Annotated in this window: 24 protein-coding genes; 18 read left to right on the plus strand and 6 right to left on the minus strand. The window is 56.8% G+C overall.

Annotation, left to right across the window (positions count from 1 at the left end; all coding sequences use genetic code 11):
- Window positions 1–6 precede the first annotated feature (6 nt).
- The 18 genes from AC6I1V_RS02080 (at window position 7) to AC6I1V_RS02165 (ending at window position 15,484) form a co-directional block, all read left to right on the plus strand.
- Window positions 7–891 (plus strand): Mu-like prophage major head subunit gpT family protein, encoded by an 885-nt coding sequence (locus AC6I1V_RS02080; RefSeq protein ID WP_482334236.1) that lies wholly within the window; start codon window positions 7–9, stop codon window positions 889–891.
- An 8-nt stretch (window positions 892–899) separates the two neighbouring features.
- Window positions 900–1,124, plus strand: a complete 225-nt coding sequence (locus tag AC6I1V_RS02085) for an HI1506-related protein (RefSeq protein WP_482334235.1) — start codon at window positions 900–902, stop codon at window positions 1,122–1,124.
- A complete protein-coding gene (locus tag AC6I1V_RS02090; RefSeq protein ID WP_482334233.1) occupies window positions 1,121–1,552 on the plus strand; it encodes a gp436 family protein in 432 nt (143 codons plus the stop codon). The genes AC6I1V_RS02085 and AC6I1V_RS02090 overlap by 4 nt, the downstream gene beginning before the upstream one ends.
- A 2-nt stretch (window positions 1,553–1,554) precedes the next feature.
- The gene (locus tag AC6I1V_RS02095; RefSeq protein ID WP_482334231.1) at window positions 1,555–2,133 is read left to right on the plus strand and encodes a phage virion morphogenesis protein; all 579 of its coding nucleotides are present in this window, start codon (window positions 1,555–1,557) and stop codon (window positions 2,131–2,133) included.
- Window positions 2,126–2,596 carry a phage protein Gp37 gene (locus AC6I1V_RS02100; RefSeq protein ID WP_479858766.1) on the plus strand — a complete coding sequence of 157 codons (471 nt, stop codon included), beginning with the start codon at window positions 2,126–2,128 and terminating at the stop codon, window positions 2,594–2,596. The genes AC6I1V_RS02095 and AC6I1V_RS02100 overlap by 8 nt, the downstream gene beginning before the upstream one ends.
- Window positions 2,580–2,978 (plus strand): phage tail terminator-like protein, encoded by a 399-nt coding sequence (locus tag AC6I1V_RS02105; protein WP_482334229.1) that lies wholly within the window; start codon window positions 2,580–2,582, stop codon window positions 2,976–2,978. Before AC6I1V_RS02100 ends, AC6I1V_RS02105 begins: the two co-directional genes overlap by 17 nt.
- A 12-nt stretch (window positions 2,979–2,990) precedes the next feature.
- Window positions 2,991–3,914: a phage tail tube protein gene (locus AC6I1V_RS02110; protein WP_482334227.1), complete on the plus strand. Its 924-nt coding sequence runs from the start codon at window positions 2,991–2,993 to the stop codon at window positions 3,912–3,914.
- A 28-nt stretch (window positions 3,915–3,942) separates the two neighbouring features.
- Window positions 3,943–4,377, plus strand: a complete 435-nt coding sequence (locus AC6I1V_RS02115) for a hypothetical protein (protein WP_487479898.1) — start codon at window positions 3,943–3,945, stop codon at window positions 4,375–4,377.
- A 44-nt stretch (window positions 4,378–4,421) separates the two neighbouring features.
- Complete coding sequence (locus AC6I1V_RS02120) at window positions 4,422–4,778, plus strand: phage tail assembly chaperone (protein ID WP_479858762.1); 357 nt, start codon at window positions 4,422–4,424, stop codon at window positions 4,776–4,778.
- Window positions 4,775–10,321 (plus strand): tape measure protein, encoded by a 5,547-nt coding sequence (locus tag AC6I1V_RS02125; protein WP_487479899.1) that lies wholly within the window; start codon window positions 4,775–4,777, stop codon window positions 10,319–10,321. Before AC6I1V_RS02120 ends, AC6I1V_RS02125 begins: the two co-directional genes overlap by 4 nt.
- Window positions 10,318–11,217: a hypothetical protein gene (locus tag AC6I1V_RS02130; protein ID WP_482333222.1), complete on the plus strand. Its 900-nt coding sequence runs from the start codon at window positions 10,318–10,320 to the stop codon at window positions 11,215–11,217. Before AC6I1V_RS02125 ends, AC6I1V_RS02130 begins: the two co-directional genes overlap by 4 nt.
- Window positions 11,217–11,726: a hypothetical protein gene (locus AC6I1V_RS02135; protein ID WP_482333224.1), complete on the plus strand. Its 510-nt coding sequence runs from the start codon at window positions 11,217–11,219 to the stop codon at window positions 11,724–11,726. The genes AC6I1V_RS02130 and AC6I1V_RS02135 overlap by 1 nt, the downstream gene beginning before the upstream one ends.
- Before the next feature lie 14 nt (window positions 11,727–11,740).
- Entirely contained in the window at window positions 11,741–12,400 is a 660-nt protein-coding gene (locus AC6I1V_RS02140; RefSeq protein WP_482333227.1) for a carbohydrate-binding protein, read from the plus strand.
- Window positions 12,401–12,403: 3 nt separating this feature from the next.
- Complete coding sequence (locus AC6I1V_RS02145) at window positions 12,404–13,147, plus strand: carbohydrate-binding protein (RefSeq protein WP_482333230.1); 744 nt, start codon at window positions 12,404–12,406, stop codon at window positions 13,145–13,147.
- 13 nt (window positions 13,148–13,160) lie between these two features.
- The gene (locus AC6I1V_RS02150) at window positions 13,161–13,724 is read left to right on the plus strand and encodes a DUF4376 domain-containing protein (RefSeq protein ID WP_482333233.1); all 564 of its coding nucleotides are present in this window, start codon (window positions 13,161–13,163) and stop codon (window positions 13,722–13,724) included.
- A complete protein-coding gene (locus AC6I1V_RS02155) occupies window positions 13,721–13,969 on the plus strand; it encodes a pseudouridine synthase (RefSeq protein ID WP_482333236.1) in 249 nt (82 codons plus the stop codon). The genes AC6I1V_RS02150 and AC6I1V_RS02155 overlap by 4 nt, the downstream gene beginning before the upstream one ends.
- A gap of 198 nt (window positions 13,970–14,167) precedes the next feature.
- Window positions 14,168–14,824, plus strand: coding sequence for a class I SAM-dependent methyltransferase (locus AC6I1V_RS02160; protein ID WP_482333246.1), 657 nt, complete (start codon window positions 14,168–14,170; stop codon window positions 14,822–14,824).
- A gap of 129 nt (window positions 14,825–14,953) precedes the next feature.
- The gene (locus AC6I1V_RS02165) at window positions 14,954–15,484 is read left to right on the plus strand and encodes an amidohydrolase family protein (RefSeq protein ID WP_486854524.1); all 531 of its coding nucleotides are present in this window, start codon (window positions 14,954–14,956) and stop codon (window positions 15,482–15,484) included.
- Between the two features lie 218 nt (window positions 15,485–15,702).
- On the opposite strand, the gene AC6I1V_RS02170 is transcribed toward AC6I1V_RS02165, so the two are convergent.
- The 6 genes from AC6I1V_RS02170 to AC6I1V_RS02195 all read right to left on the minus strand — a co-directional run bounded on the left by AC6I1V_RS02170 (window position 15,703) and on the right by AC6I1V_RS02195 (window position 21,217).
- A complete protein-coding gene (locus AC6I1V_RS02170) occupies window positions 15,703–16,329 on the minus strand; it encodes a LysE family translocator (RefSeq protein WP_486854525.1) in 627 nt (208 codons plus the stop codon).
- Window positions 16,330–16,417: 88 nt separating this feature from the next.
- Window positions 16,418–17,323 carry an RNase adapter RapZ gene (gene rapZ, locus AC6I1V_RS02175; protein WP_486854532.1) on the minus strand — a complete coding sequence of 302 codons (906 nt, stop codon included), beginning with the start codon at window positions 17,321–17,323 and terminating at the stop codon, window positions 16,418–16,420.
- Between the two features lie 131 nt (window positions 17,324–17,454).
- Window positions 17,455–17,991: a ribosome hibernation-promoting factor, HPF/YfiA family gene (hpf, locus tag AC6I1V_RS02180; RefSeq protein WP_302553993.1), complete on the minus strand. Its 537-nt coding sequence runs from the start codon at window positions 17,989–17,991 to the stop codon at window positions 17,455–17,457.
- Window positions 17,992–18,128: 137 nt separating this feature from the next.
- Window positions 18,129–19,607 carry an RNA polymerase factor sigma-54 gene (rpoN, locus tag AC6I1V_RS02185; protein WP_486854526.1) on the minus strand — a complete coding sequence of 493 codons (1,479 nt, stop codon included), beginning with the start codon at window positions 19,605–19,607 and terminating at the stop codon, window positions 18,129–18,131.
- A 312-nt stretch (window positions 19,608–19,919) separates the two neighbouring features.
- Window positions 19,920–20,642: an LPS export ABC transporter ATP-binding protein gene (lptB, locus tag AC6I1V_RS02190; RefSeq protein ID WP_302553995.1), complete on the minus strand. Its 723-nt coding sequence runs from the start codon at window positions 20,640–20,642 to the stop codon at window positions 19,920–19,922.
- Window positions 20,642–21,217: an LptA/OstA family protein gene (locus AC6I1V_RS02195; RefSeq protein WP_486854527.1), complete on the minus strand. Its 576-nt coding sequence runs from the start codon at window positions 21,215–21,217 to the stop codon at window positions 20,642–20,644. The genes lptB and AC6I1V_RS02195 overlap by 1 nt, the downstream gene beginning before the upstream one ends.
- Between the last annotated feature and the right edge of the window lie 35 nt (window positions 21,218–21,252).

The raw sequence follows: 21,252 nt of genomic DNA on the forward strand, positions 1-21,252 counted from the left end.
AACCCGATGGACATCAATCGTTCCACCCTTGAGCAGTTCTATTTTGGCGTGTCCGCCGCCTTTCAGGGCGGCCTCGGCACCGCCGAGAGCCAGTATGAGAAAATTGCGATGGTCGTACCGTCAGGCACGCGGGAAAACGTTTATCCTTGGCTCGGCACCTTGCCCTCCATGCAGAAATGGGCCGGGGATCGTATCATCCGCAACTTGAAGGCCCACAAGTACAGTATTGAGAACGAAAAGTTTGAAATGACGATCGCCGTGAAGCGCGACGACATCGAAGACGATCAGGTCGGCATCTACGGCCCCATGTTCCGCGATATGGGGGCGCAGGCCGGGCTTCATCCGAATCAACTGGTCTTCGGTGCGCTCAAAAAAGGGCACGAGCTTGCGTGTTATGACGGCCAATACTTTTTCGACACGGATCACCCCGTCAGCGGCAAATCCGTCTCGAACTCCATCACGGCAAGTTCCGGCGCAGTAGAGCCGTGGTTCCTCATGTGCACCACCCGCCCTGTGAAGCCGATGATCTTCCAGAAGCGCCGGGAATACGAGTTGAAGAGAAAGGACGCGCCCAACGACGACAACGTATTCATGCGTGACGAGTACCTCTACGGTGTCGATGCCCGTGTGAACGTGGGGTTCGGCCTGTGGCAGTGCGCGATCCGTTCCACGAAGCCGTTGACGAACGAGAGTTACGCCGAGGCCCGCGCCGCGATGATGGGTTTTACCAATGACGCGGGCGATCCTCTGGGATTGGTGCCGAACCTTCTTGTTGTTCCGCCCATGCACGAATCCGCCGCGCGCAAGGTCGTCGTCGCCGCCTTGACGACGGGCGGGGCCACCAACGAATGGGCCGGATCCGCGGAACTGCTCGTCAGTCCGTGGTTGTAGGTGACGTCATGATACGCATTACCGCAAAGAAAGACGGCTTCCGGCGGGCGGGCATCAGTCATGCCGGGACGCGGGACTATCCCGACGGGCGTTTTACGCCGGAAGAACTCGCTGCTCTCAAGGCCGAGCCTATGCTTGTTGTCGAGGAAATCACCGTTCCGAAGAAGGAGAAGGCTCCAGCGAAGGAGCCTGAGCATTCCACCCTAAGCGGGAAAAAGAAGACCGAAGCATGACCTACGCCACCTATGACGACCTTGTGACCCGGTTTGGTGAGATGAAGCTCACACAGCTTACCGACCGATCCATACCCCCGGCACGATATCCAGACAAGGCCGTCATAGGGGCGGCTCTCACCGACGCTACGGAAGCGATTGAGGGATATGCGGCGAGCCGTTACCGGATACCGCTCGATCCTGTCCCCGCTCCGGTGCGGCGGTGGTGTGCGGACATGGCTTTTTACTATCTTCACACGGCAGTCTCCGCGCCTGAGGGCGTCCGCAAGGCATTCGAGGATGCGCTTGCCGGACTCAAGGATATGGCGCGGGGCGTCATCGTCTTTCAGGCCGAGGGGGTGCCCACCGCGAATACTGACGCTTCCGGGGGCGTCCGGCTTGATGTCCCGAGCCGGATATTCAGCCCGGACAACCTCAAGGGGTTTTGAGCATGATCAGCATCAAGGCCACGGATGGAGCCGTCACCCTGTCCCTTTCGGTGGGGCTGAAACGCTTCGAGGCCGAGAAACCACGCATTCTCCGTGAAATTGGCATGTCCCTGCTCGTGAGCATCCGGCAGGGGTTTGAAGCAGAATGTTCTCCCGATGGCGAAGCGTGGGAACCGTTGAAGCCCGCGACCGTGCGGCAGAGAAAGGGCAACGCCCACCCTATTTTGCAGCGGCACGGGCGGCTCAAGAAGAGCATCACGCTCAACATGACACCGGACAGCGTAATTGTCGGGACGAACCTCGCCTATGCGGCGGTCCATCAGTTCGGAGCTGTCATCAATCGGGCTGTGGGTGCAACAAAATTGCACTTCCGGCGCATCAGTCGGGGAAAAAACAAGGGACAGGTGCGCTTTGCCAAGGCAAACGACAAACGCGCCAAGTTCGGCATGGCCTCAGCCGCATATAATATTCATATTCCAGCCCGTCCTTACCTGTTTCAACGCGACGGCGATATCCCGGACGACTGGAAGAGGGCGATCGTGGGCATCGTAAAAAGACATTTGGGGGTTGACCATGCCTAGTCTGACCGAAGTGCGTGACGCCGCCGTTACACAACTGCAAGCCGTTTTCCCGACACTTCCCCGCGTGGAAGCCTTTTCTGGGGAAATCACACTTGATGCCGTTGCCGAGAAAGGGCTTCCGCCCGGCGTGTCCGTACTCATCGCCGCTGTAGCCGCGGACAATGAGGCTGCGGGTGGCTCACTTGATTTTGATGTGACGGCCACCTTTGGGGCGCTTGTCGTCTCGAATAATGTGGCCGGAGCCGAGAGAGCGGAAGCCGAGGCGCTGGCCGTTGCTGAAAAAACGGCTCTGGTGCTCCATGGAAACGACTTCGGCCTGTCGGTGGGGCCCGCCGTGGTTCGTTCGTTGGAGGCGGTAACCGATGAGGAGCTTGCCGGACAGGGCGTGTGCGTCTGGTCCGTACTCTGGCGGCAATCATTTGCCTTTAGTCAAGGAGAAAACGCTGATGGCGTTTCTGTATGACACCCTGAAAGAGAAAGTTCGGTTTGCCGCCCGCGCGCTGGACCTGCCTCTCGGTTGGGAGGGGGAGCCGTTCGTGCCGCCGCACGCCAGCCACCTGCGGGCGCAGATTGTTTTTGAAAATCAGCGGCAGGCCACGCTCGGTATGGGCGGCCTCACCAAAATCGACGGGCGGATTGAGATCAAGGTGGTGGTCAAGGCCGGGGAGGATTCCCTTGCCGCGACGCTCGCCGATCAGATTGCCCGCCGGTTCCCGCGCGGGGATGACATCCACTTTGACGACGGAACCGGCACTATCACCACGCCCCGGAAGTCTGCGCCCGTCTGCGACGGCAAACGGACTGAGGCTGTGGTCAACGTGGGCTTTTACGCCTTCCAAGCCTAGAAGGATACAGGCATGTACACCATCGCATCCGGTGCAAACCACGGACTGAGGTATATCGAAGAGACGACGCCGGGCACAACGCCCGTGTCCCCCCGCATGGTTGAACTCAATCACAATTCCTGTTCGCTGACGCTCTCGCGCGATACGTTCACGGCGAACGCCCTGCGTCCTGATCGTCAAATCCCTTTCCACCGAACCGGCGTCGACAAGGTATCCGGTGATGTAGCTTTTGATCTTGTGTCTGGAGAGTACGATCCGTTTTTACAGGCAGCCCTTGCCGGGAATTGGAACGAGAACGTGCTGGACGCGGGAACGGCGGTTCACGCCTTCACGCTTGAACGCGCCTTTAAAAACATCGGCCAGTACGCGACGTATACGGGGTGTTTCGTCAATCAGCTTTCGCTCTCCATCAAACCCAATGAAATGATCACCGGCACGTTTTCGTTTGTGGGGCTTTCCGGGGGGAAAGGGAAAACGCCGCTTTCGGCTTCGCCGACACCGGCCCCGGAGGGTGATCCGTTCGACAGCTTCCGGGGGGCTCTCAAGGTCAATGAAACGGAAATTGCCGTTGTGACCGGAATCGATCTTACGCTCAACAACGGCATCGAGCCGCAGTACGCGCTTTTCAGCCGATCGGCGCAAGCCGTGAGTTGGGGACGGAGCACCCTTTCAGGTACCCTTTCGGCGTTCTATGTCGACGGGAATATCCCCGAGATGTTTATCAACGATACCCGCGTGAAGCTGGAGTTTACACTTGAGCGCGGCGAATATTCGTACACGTTTCTTATTCCCAACATCACGTTGACCGGCGCGGAAGACTCGGCGCAGTCCGAAGGCCCGATCACATTGTCGGTTCCGTGGTCCGCCGCTCTTGACGCCACGATCGGAACGAATTTCCGCATCACCCGCACCGTGCCCGAAGTCGACGAACCTTAATCTTTTACCACTCCAAAGGGGAAACCACATGAATAAAAACATGGAAACCGCCGTCACCGCCCCCGCCGCCTTTGACTTCGCCACCCGCGACGTGGCCGCCAAGGCTGAGGTGGGAGCCGATCTTGAAGTGCTCGATCCCGTCACTGGCGAAGCCGTCGGCGTCACCATCACGCTTGCCGGTGCCGATTCCACCATTCACCGCAAGGCCACAGCCACGATCGCCAAGCGCCGCATGAGCAACGCGAAGGGCTTCCGCAACCGGGCTCTTGATCCCGAAAAATTCGAGGCGGAAAGCATCGAAGTGCTCGCCGCCTGCACGCTCGGCTGGAAAGGCGTCGTCGTTGACGGCGCGCCCCTCCCGTGCGGCCGCGACAATGCCGTTATGCTGTACACCCGGTTCCCGTGGCTGCGTGAGCAGGTTGACCAGTTCATCAGCGACCGCTCGGCCTATTTGCAGGACTGACCGGGGCGCTGTGCGAAGCCGTCCGCGTCTGGGTATCCCGGATCATGCCCGAAGCGGACGGCACAACGCAGCGCGATCATATCCTTGAGGCATGCAGGCAGACGGGGAAGACGCCGGAAGAGCTCGGCTGCCCCGAAATCTCCCTTGAAGACGAGGAAATACCTATTCCCGACGAGGGGCTGTACCTCTGGTTCTTTTTTCAGGAGCTTTGCGGCGGACGCGGCAACAACGGTTTCGGCCCCATGCCGTTGTCATGGCCGGACATTGAAGCATGGGCACGGCTCACGTCCACCCCCCTCTCTCCATATGAAGTTTTGACGATCCGCAGCATGGATGCGGCCTTTCTGTCCGCCTATGCCAAAGAAACGGAAAGACGCGACAAAAGCAAGGGAAAGCGATGACAGGCAATACAACGACGGTAGGAATTGAAGTCCGCGCGGACGGTACGCAGGAAGCGGCCCGCGACCTTGCCGCCGTCGACGCTTCCCTCCAGAAGATCCGGACGGGCCTCGGCGGGACGGTACAGCCCGCCGGGGCCGCCGCGCAGGGGCTTGCCGATGTCGGCGATGCCGGAAAGAAAGCGGGGACTGGCCTTGACGTGGCCGCCCAAGCCGCCGGTGACGCCGGGCAAAAGTTTACAGGCGTCAATACGTCAGTCAAGAAAGCTTCTGAAAGTCTCGGTTCTGTCGCCAAGCTCGCCGCCAGCGCGAAGTTTGACAAAATGGCGACAGACCTTGGCGCAATGGGCGTCAAGCTGAACACCTCAAGCCTGCACGCGCAAAAGCTGGCAAAGGCCATGCAGCAGGTGGAACGTGAGCGGGCTTTTCAGCAGCTTGCCGCCGATGCCAATCTTTCCACGCTCCAGCTTGCCAAATTCCGCGCCGAGCTTGGCGACACGCGCGGCGCACTGGCGACGCTGTCAAACGGCCTTGGCCTCTCGAAAGCCGCCATGCTCGCCTTTACCGCCGCCGTCGCTTTCGGGGGGCAGGCGTGCCTTGAGGCCGCGCTGCAAGCCGATCGCATTTCAAAAGCCTATACCACAATCACTGGCTCGTCGTCCGCAGCACAGGCACAACTTTCCTATCTTTACGATGTGAGCAACCGGTTGGGGTTGCAGTTCCAGTCCACGGCGGAATCGGCAAAGACATTTTTCGCCGCGGGGAAAGGCACGTCCCTTGAAAAAGATCTGAACTCGATTTTTGAGGCCGTGGCGTCCGCCGGTGCCGCTCTTGCCTTGTCCCAAGACGATATGCAGGGTGCTTTTCTTGCTCTCGGCCAGATGATCAGCAAGGGCAAAGTGCAGGCCGAAGAATTGCGCGGGCAGCTTGGCGAACGTCTCCCCGGCGCGTTCCAGCTCGCGGCGAAGGCTATGGGCATGACCACGGCGGAGCTCGACAAGTTCATGGCCGACGGCAAATTGACGGCTGAGGACTTGCTCCCGAAACTTGCCAAGGTCATGCGGGAGGACTTTGGGGCCGCCGCAGAAGCCGCTGCAAGCGGATTGCAGGGACAGCTTAACCGCCTCTCTACGGAATGGACGCGGCTCAAGGCGGGAATGCTTGATGCCGATTCTGCGGCGGACGCCGTCGGCACGCTGGCACAGGTCATGAAATCCTTTGCTGATAATAGTGCAACAGTCGGCGCAATCGTCAGCAAGGCGCTCCAGTTCGCCGTGTGGAGCGCCGGGGCCTATGCCTTCATTAAGGCATTAGGCGGACTTGTCTCTGTTTTCACGACACTTAAGACCCTCTCCAGCGCCGTGAGTTTCGCCGGTATCGTTTCTGGAGCCGGGGCCATTGCCGTCGTTGTTGCAGCCGCCGCCGTTGCCGTAACCTCGCTCTGTACATCGACGGCGAGCGCCGATGATGTTTTCCGTAAGCACCAGTCGACGATTGACGCATACAAGAAAAAAATGGGCGAGGCCGCCGATGAGGTAAGGAACCTCAGCGCCGAACAGGATGAAGCCTACAAAAAATCGCTTGAGCGGCAACGCGACGTTTTAAAAACGGATATTGCAGCGGCAACGCAGAGTATCAACAGCGCCCTGTCCGGCCTGACTTTCCTGTCATTCGATCAGATTTTCAGCACAGACGGGACTCGGTTTGTTGAAGCCCGCTCGGAACTTGAGTCTTTAGGGCGCGAGCTTGCCAAGCTCGGCCAGAACATTACACAGGAGGATCTTGACGCCTACGCCGCAAAAGTACGGGCGATTGACGAGCGTATGCGCGCCGCAGGGTTGGCAACCAAGGCGTGGAATGACGCGATTGACAAGCTCTTGTACAGCAATGACTCCTTTGTCAAAAACCTTTCCGCGCTGATTGCCAAGGGCCTGAGCGTTGAGGACGCCCTGCGCCAGCTTGCCGCCGAAGCCGAACATACCAAGGTTGCCGTCGGAACCGGTTGGAATATTGATGTTGATAACGTGACCAAGGGCATCGACGCTATGGAAAAATCCATACGTTCGATGCAGTCCGAAATGCTTGGCGGCAAGGTATTTGAAAAGATCGTTTCCTCGCTCCCGAAGGATTTTCCTCTCGAAAAAGCAAAGGAACTCTTTGATATTTACCAAAAAACGCCGAACCTTGAACCGTGGCAGAGGGCGGGACAGGTTGCCGCCGCACTCGGCGGGCAGTATGCCGCTATGGGCGATAATGCCGTCAAAGGCATCAACAAACTTTTTTCCGCAGGTGCGGAACTCGGCAAGACTCAGGCGAAGTACGCGGCTTACCAGAAAAATTTACGTGACACCGCCAAGGATCACACATCCGCGTACAACCAGATGGAGAACAACGCGGCGTCGTACAAGTCTGAACTGGAGCAGACCGAGGCGTCCATTCGTTCCTTGCAGGCGCAGCTCGCCACGGCCCCCGGCGATGTCTTTTCGCGTGAACAGGCAAAGATCCTTGCCGACTATGAAAAGACGCTGGAAAAGATCAACGAAGAGGCCACAAAATACGCCAATAAAAAGGGCGTCAGCACCGAACAGGCCAATCAGCTTAAGAAGCAGAAAGAAATTGAAGCCGGGCTCAAGCGTGATCTTGATCTGCGGCAGGCGCAGGAAAAGGAAGAGAAGCGCCTGGCCGAACTCGCGCGCGACAAATACGAATTTTACAAGGAAATCGAGGAACTGACGGGGCAATACGGCCTTTCCCTGCAATTCCAGTCGGAAGTCATTGCCGCACAGGTGAAGGAACTTGAACGGCTTGAGATACCAGAGGAGTACATCAACCAGTGGCGTGAACTGAAAGAGCTTCAAGCGTCCCATGAATGGGCGGACGGTGCTCGGCGGGCTTTCCTGCAATACCGGGCCGATGCGACCGACGCGGCGAAGGGGGCTGAGGAAGCCTTTTCCTCGCTCTATTCCGGTATGGATTCCGGCTGGAAGTCGGTATGGGAACAGATGATCGAGACGGGGAAAGTGTCGCTGTCGTCGTTCCGCTCGCTGTTTGTATCGTTCCTTGCCGATTTGATGCACATGGCGATCACCCGGCCCATCACCGTGCAGATTGCGGGCGTGGTGTCCGGTATGCTCGGTACGGGCGGCGTTGCGTATGCTGCGGGGGGGAGTGGCGGCTCTGGAATAGGGTTCGGCAACTTGCCGTTCTCCAGCCTGTTGCCCGATTCGTGGACGTCTGGCGCGGCAGGCTTCTTTTCCGGCATAACCGGGGGGATCAATAGTTTTGCCTCAAATGTGACGGGTGGTTTTTTTGCGTCTTCGGCAACTGAGGCTCAATTTAATGCATTGGCGAATAGTATTACAGGGGGGTGGGGGGTAGGAGGTTCCACGCTTCTCGGCACGCTCGGCGCGGCCGGTACTGGTTTCGGCCTTGGTTCCCTTGCGGGCAACCTGCTTTTCCCCAACCAGCCAAACATCAGTACAGGCGCGGGGATTGGCGGCGGGCTCGGTGCGGCCATCGGTTCCGTGGTGCCCGGCATCGGTACGCTTCTCGGTGGTACAATCGGCAGCCTGCTCGGTGGAGGGATTGGCTCCCTCTTCGGCGGCGGGCGGCGGACGCACGCCAGCGTGTACGGCAAAATGGAGAATGTGGGCTTCTCGCGTGACCCGCAGACGTACATTGACGCCTTCATGGGTGGGGCGTGGTATGACCGGGCCGGGCGGAAGGAAGCCGAGCCGTTCGCGCAGGGCATTGCCCAAATCGCCAGCCAGACCGCCGGGAACCTTTTGGATATTGCCGGGGCGCTGCCGGAGCAGATCCGCCAGCAGGCGCTTTCCGGGCTTGAGACGGCAACATGGTCAGCCGGGCGTGGCATCTCCGATGCCTCGTGGAATTTCCAGTGGTGGGAAGAGGGCATGGCCGAAGAACGGCTTGAGGAAGCCGCCGAGGACATGCGCAACCAGATGACCGCCGTGGCGCAAAAGGTGTTTGCGGACGCGGGCATCTCGCAGTTCTTTGATTCGTTCGACGTCACCACCGACGAGGGGTTGCAGAAGGCGTCTACGGCGCTTTCCGCCATCAACGCGGTGACGAGCGCGACCGAAGCCATTACAAACCCGCTGTCCGAGATGGAGCAGCAGGCGCAGTCCGCCAAGGAGCAGCTCGACGCATGGACGCAGGGCATGAAGGATTCCGGTGTGAACGCGCAGTACGCTGCGGATCTCATTGATGAGTACCGGAACGCCTTCATCAACGATTACATCAATACGTTGGATGAATCGCTGCATCCGCTTTCCGCCTATGAGCAGGCGGTGAAGGCGGCGAACGAGGCTGTCGATCAGCGCAAGAAGGCGCTTGAAATCATCGGGGCTACGGAATCGCAGCTTGCGCAGGTGGAGGCCATGCGCGCGGAAGTGGTGAAACAGGCCACTGAGGAAATGCTGCGCACGTTCGATCAGTCCATCGCGCAGCGGTGGGCGGCGCTTGACGGCACCAGTGACGAAGTAAGCCGGGCCATTTCGCAGGAAAACGAATTGCGGGAAGCGATCAGCCAGTTCGGTGAAGGCTCCGCGCAGGTTGCGGAACTCATGAAGCTGCACGCGGCGGAAACGGCAAAGGCCGCGCAGGACGCCGCGAAATCCGAATATGATTCGCTCAAGGCGCAGATGGATGCGCTGGAGCAGCAACGGCTCCAGTTGCAACAACAGGCGATCCAAGAAGAGATCAACGCCCTTAACGAGCAGCTTTCCGCCGCGCAATCTCTCAAGAACACATGGGAAAACCTTGATAAGAGCCTTGAACAGTCCCGTTACGGCCTGTTCGCCGGGAACGCCAACATTGACGCGGAGAACCGTCTCGGCACGGTGCAGGCCGAGTTTCGGAGGCTGTCAGGGCTTGCTCTGGGCGGCGACTCCGACGCTGCGGGCCAGCTTGCGGGCGTGGGCAATTCCCTGCTCGATCTGGTGAAGCAGACGGCGGGGACGGAAGAGGAATACCTCGACGCGTTCTGGGCGGTGAATGCGCAGTTGAAAGCCGCGCAAGAGGCGGCGGGTGCGCAGGTGTCCGCCGCCGACAAACAACTTGAAACGCTGCAAGGCCAGCTTGATGCCCAGAATGCGGCCCTTGAGCAGCTTCAAGGTCAGAGCGCGACACTTGAAGAAATCGAGAAGCAGATTGCCGAGCTGAAACCGCTTTTGGATGCGGCGGCGGACAAGGCCGGGGTCAAGGCGTTCGCGGGAGGCGGCCTTGCCATGCCGGGGTGGGCGCTTGTGGGCGAAAAAGGGCCGGAACTGGTGAATTTCTCGCAGCCGAGACGCGTCTACACTGCGGCGGATACGGCGGCAATACTCCGGGGCGCGATACCTGGGGCAACATCCGGGGAAAGCCGCGAAAGCGGTGGGGAGGCAAGGGCATTGCGGCAGGAAGTCCATCAGCTTCGTCGGGATATGAATATTCTCCTCAGTGAGGTGGCAAAGTACGGGCGGCGCGTGTCGGATTTGGTCGAACTCTGGGATGTTGAAGGCGTGCCGACGAAGGTGGGCGTATGAAGGTCATAGAGCCACAGGCCGTCAGGCTGTTGTCCAGTTCCGTGCCGGAAGATGACGCCCCGGCGTGGGCTACGGAAGCCGCGTATGGCGTCGGGGATTCCGTCGTCTACGGGCATGAGGTTTACAAGGCCGTAGGCGCCAGCACAGGCAAACAGCCGGATCTGCATTGCGAAGGGACAGACGCGGTGTGGCGGCTCATGGGGCCGACGAACCGGTACGCCATGCTCGACCAGTACGTGTCTACGCAAACCGTTGCCCCGGCGGACGCCGAGACGCTGACGTTCACGGTGTCTTTCAACCGCTGTACGGCGTTTGCGCTCCTGAACTTCAAAGCCACGAGCATCCGGGCCGTGGTGAAGGACGGCGACGGCCTCGTTATGTACGATAACACCGTAAACACATTGAAGGATGTTGACGGTTATTGGGAATACTATTTCAGGCCCCTTGAGCGGGTTGTTGATCAGGCCGTGACCAACATTCCCTTGTCGCCCGTGGCCACGCTGGAGGTGACGCTCACGCAGAAGGGAGGCCCGGCGCTCGGCCATGTCGTGGCCGGACAGGCATGGCCCCTTGGCCTGACGCTTTACAACACGCAATGCTCCATCCGCGACTATTCCCGGAAGGATACCGACGAGTTCGGCAACACGCGGCTGGTCAAGCGGGCCAACGCCAAGCGCACGAGCCTGCCCTTGTATCTGCATCCGTCCCGGCTCGATACCGTGCGGGAAATCCTTTCCCGGCTGCATGGCCTTCCGGCGCTGTGGCTTGGCGACGACAACGAGGGCATCGGCTCCTACCAGTCGCTGACGGTTTGGGGGTGGCTTGAGGATTGGCGGGCAACTTTTGAAGGGCCGAACGAAATTTCCATGAGCGTTGACATACAGGGGTTGAAGTAATGGCAGTAAAACAGATTCCCAAGATTTCGGATCTCCCGGAGCCGCCGGACAGGCTGGTGGGCGATCAGGAACGGTTTGACGTGCTGACGTTCAACAGTCTGAAAGCGCAAAAGAAGATGGTCAACGAAGACCTGAACAAGACGCTTATTCCAGCATTGAACCAGTTCGCCGTGGATGTGAATGGCAGCGTCGAAGCAGCCGCAGCCTCAGCTACGGCAGCCGGGGAAAGTGCAAACCGGGCTCAGAGCCTCGTCAATCAGTACAGGGAAATGACCGCTGAGGCCGTCACTCTGGCGTCGGGGGCCGACGCGACCGCAACCTTTGATCCCGGCAATTCCAAGCTCACGCTCGGCATCCCACGCGGCGACACGGTAGTAGGTTTGACGAACGTCTCAAGTTTCAGGCTCGATCCTGACACCGGGCATTTGCGGTTTATGGTCGTGACATCGTCCGACATCACGGATGGTTACATTGATGATCGTGGAAATCTCATTATTTCCGTCAGCTAAAGGAGGACAAGCATATGGCGGGCAATACGCTTGACCTTGGCCGCGTCCGGCTTGTGCATAAAGGTGTGTACAGTTCCGGCACGGCTTACGAGTTTTTTGACTGTGTGACCTATAACGGTTCGTCATACGTATGCACGGCGTCAGGCGGGAGCCCCGCCGGGACGTTGCCCACGGACACATCAAAGTGGGCGCTCATGGCTCAAAAAGGCAATACGGGGGCTACGGGCGCAACGGGGGCTAAAGGCGACAAAGGGGATACCGGAGATACGGGAGCGAAAGGCGCAACCGGGGCCAAGGGCGTTTCGTTTGCGGTGAAGGGCGCATGGGCCAGCGGAACGGCCTACGTAAACAACGCTGCGCAAATTGACGTGGTGACGTATAGCGGCAGTTCCTACGCCTGCGTCAAAAGCCATACGTCTTCATCTTCCATTCTGCCGACCAACGCTACGTATTGGACGCTGATCGCACAAAAGGGAGCGACTGGAGCGACAGGAAAACAAGGAGAGAAAGGGGATAAGGGAGACAAGGGGGAACAAGGGCCGAAAGGCGCAACCGGAACGAAAGGCGCAACTGGAGCAACAGGACCGCAGGGGCCAAAAGGCGATGCGGGGGCGAGCATTACCGCAGTGGCCATCAACGCCAACGGGCATTTGATCGTTACGATAGGAGATTAACAAATGGCGCAACAAACATATGATCTTGGGCCGGTGTGCCCGATCTATAAAGGGGATTGGTCGGCAAAGGCCACATACGAAACCTTGAACATGGTTCGCCACGGCACTGCGCTGTGGGTAATGACCGCAAAGACCTATACTGTGGGCTCCACACCGTCCGACTCATCGACGTTCTGGAAAAAGGCCGCACAGGACGGAGCGGCGGGAGCGAAAGGCGCAACCGGGGCCAAGGGCGCTTCGCTTGTGGTGAAGGGCGCATGGGCCAGTGGAACGGCCTACGTAAACAACACTACGCAAATTGACGTGGTGACGTATAACGGCAGTTCCTATGCCTGCAAGAAAAGCCATACCTCCACCACCTCCATCCTCCCCACGAATACGGCTTACTGGACGCTGATCGCGCAAAAAGGCGCGACTGGAGCCAAAGGCGACAAAGGTGACAAAGGGGCCACGGGGGAACAAGGGCCGAAAGGCGACAAAGGTGATACGGGCGCTACTGGGCCGCAAGGCCCTAAAGGAGCCACGGGAGCGACAGGGCCACAAGGCCCGCAAGGGCCTGCGGGAAGCACTAGTTACGCGGCACACTCGGCAGTAGTTACGCCTAATGTAGTTGCTATATCTGAAAGGACTGGCGTTAACCTACCGAATGGAGGAACATGGCGGTATCTTGATAAGGGAACAAAAGCAATAGATGAAGCTGGAGGAACAATGGTTACCGGGCCAGCCCTTGCTATCAGAATAGCATGAAAAGGATAAAAAGATGACGGACTACAGACAAATCATCCACCGCACTTTTGACGACTCATACGTCATCACGAAAAATGGCATGCCCTACCATGTCTATCCCTACGCCGCCGAATTCGCGGAAGAATGGGACGAGGTGTTTGCCTACGCCGAAGCGCATCCGGAATGTGTGACCGAAGAAAAACCCTATGTGCCCACGCTGGAAGAGCTGAAAGCAGCGAAGAAGGCCCGGATCGACGCGGAAACGTCCGCCGCCATTGCTTCCGGGTTCGACTATGCCGTGGGCGGAGTCACCTATCATTTCAGCTATGACACCTTTGACCAGCAGAATTTTGCGGATACGGCGAATGTCTGCCTGATGAAGCAATCGGGAATGCCCGGCCTGCCCGAATCCGTGACGTGGAACGCCTACACAGTACCGGGCGGTGAACTTGAGCGTTTGACGTTCGACGCATCGGGCTTCCTCGCGCTCTACGCGGGCGGGGCCATGAATCACAAGAACGAGACGATGCAGCGCGGCGGGGAACGTAAAGCGGCTGTGGAGGCCGCGACCACGCCGGAAGAGGTTGAAGCCGCATGACCTACGGAAAACACATCCTCATCGGCTTCGATCAGTTCCTCAACACCCTCTTCATGGGCTGGCCTGACGAAACCTTGAGCAGCCGATGCTGGCGGTGGGAACAGGCAGGCATACGCACATGGCCCCGCAAGCTCGTGGACGCGCTGTTCTTCTGGGAAAGGGAACACTGTAAGAGCAGTTACGAAAGCGAGAGGGAGGGCAGGCAGTCGCCCCCTGAACTGCGGCGCGTGACCCCGGAAGCGTAAACCGTTAGAGTATGTTCAGGCAGAGGCGGGGGAGATTGGAGCCTCCCCCACCGGCTCGGCGTCTCACCGCCGAACCACGGCCCCACACGATGATTGCAGCATCGTGCAAGGTTTCCGCCAGTGTTTGTGCCCATTCTACGGGGCGCACGAAGGGTAACAGGCGGAACGGCGGGGCGCAAGACAGGACTCAACTCAGTGATGATAGGAGCTGAACAGGATAAGCGGCAGGATTGGACGTTTCAGGGGTTTGCCCCTCAGTTTGATGTCCATGTACGGGAGCAGTTGCCGTGGTATGGGATGGTGACGGAATCCATCGTGCTGATTGCGCGGCATTACATTCCTCGGCGGGGTCTGGTTTATGACCTTGGGGCCAGCACGGGGAACGTCGGGCGGGCTCTTTCGCCGACGCTGACGGAGAGAAACGCACGGCTTGTTGCGCTTGATGAAGTCCCGGACATGGTGAAGGCGTACAATGGGCCGGGTAGGGCGGTCATGGCTGACGTAGCCCGATATCCCTATAAGCCGTTTGATGTTGCTATCTGTTTCCTTGTCCTCATGTTCCTGCCCGTCCCGGAGCGGCGGCGTTTGCTTGCGACGCTGAGGGGGAAGGTGAAGCCGGGCGGGGCGATTATCGTGGTGGACAAGGAAGAATCCCCCGGCGGTTATCCGGCAACGGTGCTGTCCCGGCTGACGTGGGATTGCAAGCTCAGGCAGGGCGCGGAGCCGGGGGCGGTGATGCGGAAAGAGCTTTCACTGTCCGGCGTGCAGCGGCCTCTTTACCGTGGGGAGTTGGGGCCCGACGCCGTGGAGGTGTTCCGGTTCGGAGATTTTGCGGGATGGTTGATTGAGGGATAGAAAAAGCCCTCTCGGTAGTTCCGGGAGGGCTTTTTAGGCACATATTTTGACACATATTTGTGGTCTATTTCGCCACATTTTGACACATTATGCTGAGTGTAAGTTTAATTATTTAAATATATTAAACTATTGTCTAGTCCCTACGACGGGGATAAGGCCGTCGAAACAGTTATCCGCGAAGCCCGTGAACACGGTTTTCAGGGGATAAAGCTGCATCCCCTTTTCAATGCTTTTACGGCGAATGACGCCGTGGTGCATCCCCTGATGGAAGTCGCGCAACAGATGGATTTGCCTGTATTCATCCATTCGGGGCATCCACCTTTTTCCCTTCCCCACAGCATTATCCAGCTTGCGGAGGATTTTCCGAAAGTACGGATCGCGATGGTACACATGGGACATGGAAACGGCATCTATATACAGGCCGCCATTGATCTTTCCAAGAAACACGACAATGTGTACCTCGAAACATCGGGGATGCCCATGCACACCAAAATCCGCGAGGCCTACAATACTGTCGGCAGCGAACGGGTTTTCTGGGGGAGCGATGCGCCGTTCCATCATTACCGGGTGGAAATGCTGCGGACGGAGGTCTGCGGATTGCCGGAGAACGCCCTTGAGAAGATCTTTTATTGCAATATCAAGCAGTTCTTAGGATTCTAGTTCAGATCCACAAAAAAAGAAGGCTGTGTCATAGAAAACGGTTGATGCTTTATTTCCTTGAAATTTCAAAGAAATAACCAATAAAATCCCCCAATCACAGAGCCCACCAGCAGAAAGATTGAAGGAAAAGCATATATTTTTCAATATATTGCTGAAACAAGACAACCATGTACTATGACAGAGCCAAAAAGAAAAGCCCCGTATGACGGGGCTTTCTGTCATCTGGAGGAGAAGATGAGCAGGAGCGCCAATGCGGTGAAGATGCATGCGGTGATCCGGTTGAGGATGATTTGCCCCCGGATGGAGGCGTTGAACCACTCGGCAAGCCTGCCGCCAAGGAACGAAACGCCTCCGAAGACGATTAGTGTAGCGAGCTGAAAGAGGAGGCCAAGAGTGATGAGCTGAAACGGGACATTTCCAAGTTCCGGTTTGGCGAATTGCGGAAGGAAGGCGAGGAAGAAAAGCGTAACCTTGGGGTTGGTAATGTTCATGATCACACCCCGCCGATACAAGGCCCAGTAGCCGGGAAAGGTGCTTTGTTCAAGCCATGCCCTAGATGCGCCGCTGCGGAAGGAAAGCCATGCCAGATACAGCAGGTAGGCCGCCCCTGCACATTTCAAGACAGTAAAGGCCATCTCGGATGTCTGGAACAGTGCCGCAACGCCGAGGGCTACGGCTGCCGTATGCCCGAAAAGCCCGGTCATCAGCCCTAACGTGGTCATGATGCCGGCCCGAAAGCCATACAGGGCGGACTGGGTTAAAACGAAAATATTATCGGGGCCGGGGGCTAATCCCATTACTATGGCAGCAACAAAAAACGCTCCGAGGGTTTCAAGAGGCAGCATGTTCATATTCCCTATGGCATTGATGTGTATGACAGGCTGTATCTCTAATGCCTCGAAGCGGAAAAAGCAAACCTCAGAAGTGAGCGGATCAGCCAAGCTCCATATGCCGATGCTCCACGGAAACAGCATAGTCTTGCCGTTTGAGGGCCCGCATAAGGGCTTCTGTCATCGCCACGGAGCGGTGTTTCCCTCCCGTACATCCTAAGGCTACCGTAATACGGTAACGTCCTTCAGCATCATAAAGGGGCAAAAGAAAAGATAAAAAATCAATAAGCCGTTTTTTAAATTCTTTACCTGAAGGTTCACTGAAAACATATTCGGCAATGGCGCTCTCTTTTCCCGTCTGCGGGCGCAACGCTTCGACGAAGTAGGGATTGGGGAGAAAACGCAGATCAAAGACAAGATCCGCTTCGCGGGGAACGCCGTATTTGAACCCGAAGGAAATCAGATTGACCTTGATGGTGTGAAGGCGTTCTTGGGTGCTGTTCCATTTGCGTTGAATGCTCCGCCGCAAGTCGTGGATGGAAAAGGAAGAGGTATCGATGACATTATCGGCGATTTCCCGAACGGAAGCAAGGCGTTCCATTTCTTCGCGCACGGCCTGTTCCAAGCCGACGCCTTCCCGTTCAAGCGGATGGGGACGGCGAGTTGTGGCGTAGCGCCGCATAATAACGGCTGGATCTGCTTCCAGATAAAGGATCTTCGTGCGGAACCCCATACCGGACAGCCGATGCAGCGCCTGATCGAGTTCAGCCATAAACTCGCTGCGCCGCTGATCGAAACCAAGAGCTATGCCATGAGAAGGCTCAACTGAGGAACTCTGTAGAAGGCGCACCATCTCCGGCATGAGCTCTGGCGGCACCCCGTCCGCCGTGAACAGGCGCATGTCCTCAAAGACATGAAGTACAGTACTTTTGCCCGCACCGGAGAGCCCGGTGATGATAAAGATCGGCTTATCAGCATTCGCTTTGGGGCCTTCGGGAGTAGGGTTCATCGACTTTGTCGCGACATGGTTAGGAAGGAGAGGCTGATCCGTCATGAGTGCTTCCGTAGTAACAGGAAGCCCGCCCGGTGATACTCTCCGGGCGGGCTTGTTGAAATTACTTTATCGTATCGGCACAAGCCCTAGAAAATAGGATCTATCAATCCAAGGTTACCGTTCTTACGCCGATAGATGACATTGATGCGATCATTTTCCGAATTTAGGAAAGTGAGGAATTCAAAGTCATTTGCATCAAGCTGCATGGCCGCTTCGTCGGGACTCATGGGCTTGGGAGAAAAATGGTCGCGCCCCGTAATCGTGCGTTCACCATCCTCTTCCGTTACTTCAAACGTATACACGTCAATATCATTGGCGCGCCCCTTCCGATGGATTTCCTTGTTCCGGGAAACAAACTTCTTGACCTGAGCTTCCAGCTTATCAAGAACGAGGTCGATGGAGGCGTACATATCTTCCGAGGCTTCGCTGGCGGCAATATTGATGCCGTCACCGGTAAGCTGAACTTCAACGCGCTGGCGGAACTTGTCGACCGCCATATTTACCTGCGCATCAAGAGCGGGGTTCTTGCCGAAGAACCTTCCCAACTTCTCCATACGGCGACGGGCATACTTACGCAAATGTTCAGACGGCTCGAAATTCTTGAAAGTAAAGGAAATGTGCATGAAGCCTCCTTTGGCTGCTAACCAGTCCGCACAACGAATACCAAGATATCCGCAACGGACATTGCTTTGTCAGGCATGATTCCTTTACAACAACCTTTTTGAGGTCCTGTCAAGGCCTCTCAAGCGGCCTCGAACGGCTAAAAATGGGCCTTCCTTCTGGATGATGACGGAATATCCATTGCCATCCGGTACTTGGCTACCGTTCTCCGGGCTATATTCACCTTTAAGTGTTCCTTGAGAATTTCACCGATGCGTTCATCCGAGAGGGGATTTTTAGGATCTTCTTCACTGATGCACTTTTTGATGAGCGCCTTGACGCTCTCCGAACCCACTTGGCTTCCGTCATCCAATTCCAGCGCGCTGTTGAAGAAGAACTTGAGTTCGTACACGCCAAAGGGGGTTGCCACATACTTATTGGTCGTGATGCGGCTGACCGTGGATTCGTGCATGTTGATATCGTCGGCGATGTCTTTCAGGATAAGCGGCTTGAACTTGCTGATCCCTTCCTCAAAAAAGCCGCGCTGATGTTTTACAATACTTTCGACAACTTTGTACAATGTCCGCTGCCGTTGGTGCAGGCTTTTGATAAGCCACGCCGCGGAACGGATTTTTTCGTTGAAGTATTCTTTTTCCTTGCTGGACGCGTTTTCCGATGCATTATCATACACGGGGCTCAAGTGCAGATTCGGCAGTCCGTCCTCATTGAGGACAATGAGGAATTCCCCGTCCACCTTGTATACAAAGACATCAGGGCTGACATAAGTGGACACGCCTTCACCAAAACTCGCTCCGGGCATGGGATCAAGGGACTGGATGATATCCAGATATTCCTTGAGTTCATCCATATCCAGCCGGAACTTGCGGAGCAGGGGCTTGTATCTGTGGGCCTCCAGATCCTCAAGGTGATCGCGCACGAGATCGACAAGGACCTGATCCCTATCATATCCTAAAGCCTTTATCTGGATGAGGAGGCATTCTTGAGGCGTTCGGGCGGCGACACCCACCGGATCAAATAACTGGATGGCCTTAAGAACCGTTTCCACCTCTTCGACTGTAGGCCATGCCTTGTCTTTCGTTTCGTCGGTTGAAGCCTCGCCAGCAAAATCCGCCCGTGCCATCTCCGCCATTTCTTCAAGGGATGCTTGAAGGTAGCCGGAAGAAGAAAGATTTCCGATAATGATTTCACCGAGTTCTTTCTGATCGTCAGTAAGGGAGGAAAGGCGGAGCTGCCACATAAGGTGGCTTTCAAGCGTGGGACTGGAGGCATATCTGGCTTCCAGAGAACTCATTTCTTCGGGGAGCTCATAGTCTCTGGGCTGGACTTGCTGCGGGGTACTTGCGAATTCTCCGAGATAGTCTTCCCAGTCTTCGGAGCGGGCCACTTCCCGATCGTATGTAGGCTCATCGCGTGGGGATTCGGGGCGGACTTCTGCGGGGGGCTCGTTGGAGGGCTCATCCTGTATTTCTTCGAGAAACGGGTTTTCCAGCAACTCCCGCTGAACCGTTTCCACAAGCTCCAAGCGGGATAGCTGCAATAGGCGGATAGCCTGCTGCAATTGTGGTGTCATCACCAGCTGTTGTGAAAGCTTAAGCTGCTGTCTGAGTTCCAATGCCATGCAAATATCCCGTTGTCATAAGAGTCTGTCCAACCCGCAGGAACACCTTAAAAGAGGAGGGGAACCGACGGTACCCGTCAGGCCAAGAGCAACCGAGCATCTTTATGCCTCACATGCAGGGATTATGCCACATGCTCAGGGATGTTGCAAGAACAGGGATGCTTTTTTCTTCTGTTCTTTTCTTGTAGGTGGTTATTTGATAAAAAAGAAATGAGAAAAAAACTGGTTATTGTATTTTCCCCAGAAAAAAAGATCGGTACCGGAGTACACGATCTTTTTTTATCATTACAAAGAATGGCGAGCTACGGAGCCTCAGAGCGAGAACCCTTCTCCAAGATAGACGCTCCGAGCCTGTTCATTATTGACAATGGTTTCCGGTGTCCCGGAAAGAACGACCTGCCCTTGCACCATGAGATAGGCCCGGTCGCAAATCGTCAGAGTTTCACGGACGTTGTGGTCAGAGATGAGAACTCCGATCCCGCGATCGCGCAAGGCGCGTACCAAACCTTGAATATCGCCCACCGCAAGGGGGTCAATCCCGGCAAACGGCTCGTCGAGCAGGACGAATTTCGGTTCCCGAATAAGCGCACGGGCGATTTCCAAGCGTCGGCGTTCCCCACCGGACAGGTGCATAGCGTGGGATTTTTCCAGCCGGGTGAGGCCGAAATCTTCAAGCAAGATATCCGCCCTTTCTTTCTGCTCCTTGCGGGAAAGGCCCGTATGCTCCAGAATAATCTGAAGGTTTTGACGCACCGTAAGTTTTCTGAAGACGGAACTTTCCTGCGGGAGGTAGGAAATGCCCACACGTGCGCGCTCATGGAGCGGCCAAGTGCCAATATCCTGATCTTCAAGGAGAACCCGACCTGAAGACGGCTTGATGATCCCGGTCAGCATATAGAACGAAGTAGTTTTACCCGCCCCATTCGGGCCGAGCAGACCAACAATTTCCCCTTGGTTCACTTCGGGGGAAACGCCGCGCACGACCTCGCGTTGGCCGTACCATTTACGTAAATCAACTCCAGACAGTCGGGCCATCAGCGGTTCCCCCGAATCGGGCTGGAGCTTTTAGAGCCGGAAAAGACCGCTTCGACGCGCTTCTTGGAGCCGCCCATGACTTCACTACGGTTTTCTTCCGTAAAATATTTGATGGTCTCCCCAGTAACCGTATTTTCCCCGTCGGTCAGACGGGGATCGCCTTCCATGAGAAGGACGCCGTCGTCCATCGTATAGGTCGCTTTCGCGCAAGTGCCGTTGCGGTTTTCGCTTTTCATGCGCACATTCCGTTCGGCGACGATACGATCTACATCACCGGCGGCCATTCCGGCAGGCATACCGCCTTTTTCGTTTTCTTTCTTCTGTGCGTCCCCTTTGGGCGGCTTCAAATAAACCGTGATCCTGCTGGCCCATATTTCAATATCCGGTCGGACTACATGGACGTTTTTGTCAAAGATGACGAGCTGTTTTTCAGCAATATAGGTCAGCTGATCGGAGGTGATCCGTGTTTCAACATTTTTGGCGGGCTTTGGCGGCGTCACCGGCGCTGCCCACAGCGGGGCAGAGCAGAGCAGGCTTAAACTCAGTGTGGTTATACCTAAAAATTTTTTTTTCATAATGTTTTCCTAGCCGTAACCCATTGAAGCTATAG

The sequence above is a fragment of the Bilophila sp. T19-St14 genome (assembly GCF_059728385.1).

What these genes read in the sequence shown, in the direction of transcription:
- AC6I1V_RS02115 (WP_487479898.1), top strand. Translation starts at nt 3,943, where the DNA reads ATGAATAAAAACATGGAAACCGCCGTCACCGCCCCCGCCGCCTTTGAC.
- AC6I1V_RS02160 (WP_482333246.1), top strand. Translation starts at nt 14,168, where the DNA reads ATGATAGGAGCTGAACAGGATAAGCGGCAGGATTGGACGTTTCAGGGG.
- AC6I1V_RS02100 (WP_479858766.1), top strand. Translation starts at nt 2,126, where the DNA reads ATGCCTAGTCTGACCGAAGTGCGTGACGCCGCCGTTACACAACTGCAA.
- AC6I1V_RS02095 (WP_482334231.1), top strand. Translation starts at nt 1,555, where the DNA reads ATGATCAGCATCAAGGCCACGGATGGAGCCGTCACCCTGTCCCTTTCG.
- AC6I1V_RS02155 (WP_482333236.1), top strand. Translation starts at nt 13,721, where the DNA reads ATGACCTACGGAAAACACATCCTCATCGGCTTCGATCAGTTCCTCAAC.
- AC6I1V_RS02120 (WP_479858762.1), top strand. Translation starts at nt 4,422, where the DNA reads ATGCCCGAAGCGGACGGCACAACGCAGCGCGATCATATCCTTGAGGCA.
- AC6I1V_RS02090 (WP_482334233.1), top strand. Translation starts at nt 1,121, where the DNA reads ATGACCTACGCCACCTATGACGACCTTGTGACCCGGTTTGGTGAGATG.
- rapZ (WP_486854532.1), bottom strand. Translation starts at nt 17,323, where the DNA reads ATGAACCCTACTCCCGAAGGCCCCAAAGCGAATGCTGATAAGCCGATC.
- rpoN (WP_486854526.1), bottom strand. Translation starts at nt 19,607, where the DNA reads ATGGCATTGGAACTCAGACAGCAGCTTAAGCTTTCACAACAGCTGGTG.
- hpf (WP_302553993.1), bottom strand. Translation starts at nt 17,991, where the DNA reads ATGCACATTTCCTTTACTTTCAAGAATTTCGAGCCGTCTGAACATTTG.
- AC6I1V_RS02105 (WP_482334229.1), top strand. Translation starts at nt 2,580, where the DNA reads ATGGCGTTTCTGTATGACACCCTGAAAGAGAAAGTTCGGTTTGCCGCC.
- AC6I1V_RS02085 (WP_482334235.1), top strand. Translation starts at nt 900, where the DNA reads ATGATACGCATTACCGCAAAGAAAGACGGCTTCCGGCGGGCGGGCATC.
- lptB (WP_302553995.1), bottom strand. Translation starts at nt 20,642, where the DNA reads ATGGCCCGACTGTCTGGAGTTGATTTACGTAAATGGTACGGCCAACGC.
- AC6I1V_RS02135 (WP_482333224.1), top strand. Translation starts at nt 11,217, where the DNA reads ATGGCAGTAAAACAGATTCCCAAGATTTCGGATCTCCCGGAGCCGCCG.
- AC6I1V_RS02080 (WP_482334236.1), top strand. Translation starts at nt 7, where the DNA reads ATGGACATCAATCGTTCCACCCTTGAGCAGTTCTATTTTGGCGTGTCC.
- AC6I1V_RS02130 (WP_482333222.1), top strand. Translation starts at nt 10,318, where the DNA reads ATGAAGGTCATAGAGCCACAGGCCGTCAGGCTGTTGTCCAGTTCCGTG.
- AC6I1V_RS02170 (WP_486854525.1), bottom strand. Translation starts at nt 16,329, where the DNA reads ATGCTGCCTCTTGAAACCCTCGGAGCGTTTTTTGTTGCTGCCATAGTA.
- AC6I1V_RS02145 (WP_482333230.1), top strand. Translation starts at nt 12,404, where the DNA reads ATGGCGCAACAAACATATGATCTTGGGCCGGTGTGCCCGATCTATAAA.
- AC6I1V_RS02125 (WP_487479899.1), top strand. Translation starts at nt 4,775, where the DNA reads ATGACAGGCAATACAACGACGGTAGGAATTGAAGTCCGCGCGGACGGT.
- AC6I1V_RS02110 (WP_482334227.1), top strand. Translation starts at nt 2,991, where the DNA reads ATGTACACCATCGCATCCGGTGCAAACCACGGACTGAGGTATATCGAA.
- AC6I1V_RS02140 (WP_482333227.1), top strand. Translation starts at nt 11,741, where the DNA reads ATGGCGGGCAATACGCTTGACCTTGGCCGCGTCCGGCTTGTGCATAAA.
- AC6I1V_RS02150 (WP_482333233.1), top strand. Translation starts at nt 13,161, where the DNA reads ATGACGGACTACAGACAAATCATCCACCGCACTTTTGACGACTCATAC.
- AC6I1V_RS02195 (WP_486854527.1), bottom strand. Translation starts at nt 21,217, where the DNA reads ATGAAAAAAAAATTTTTAGGTATAACCACACTGAGTTTAAGCCTGCTC.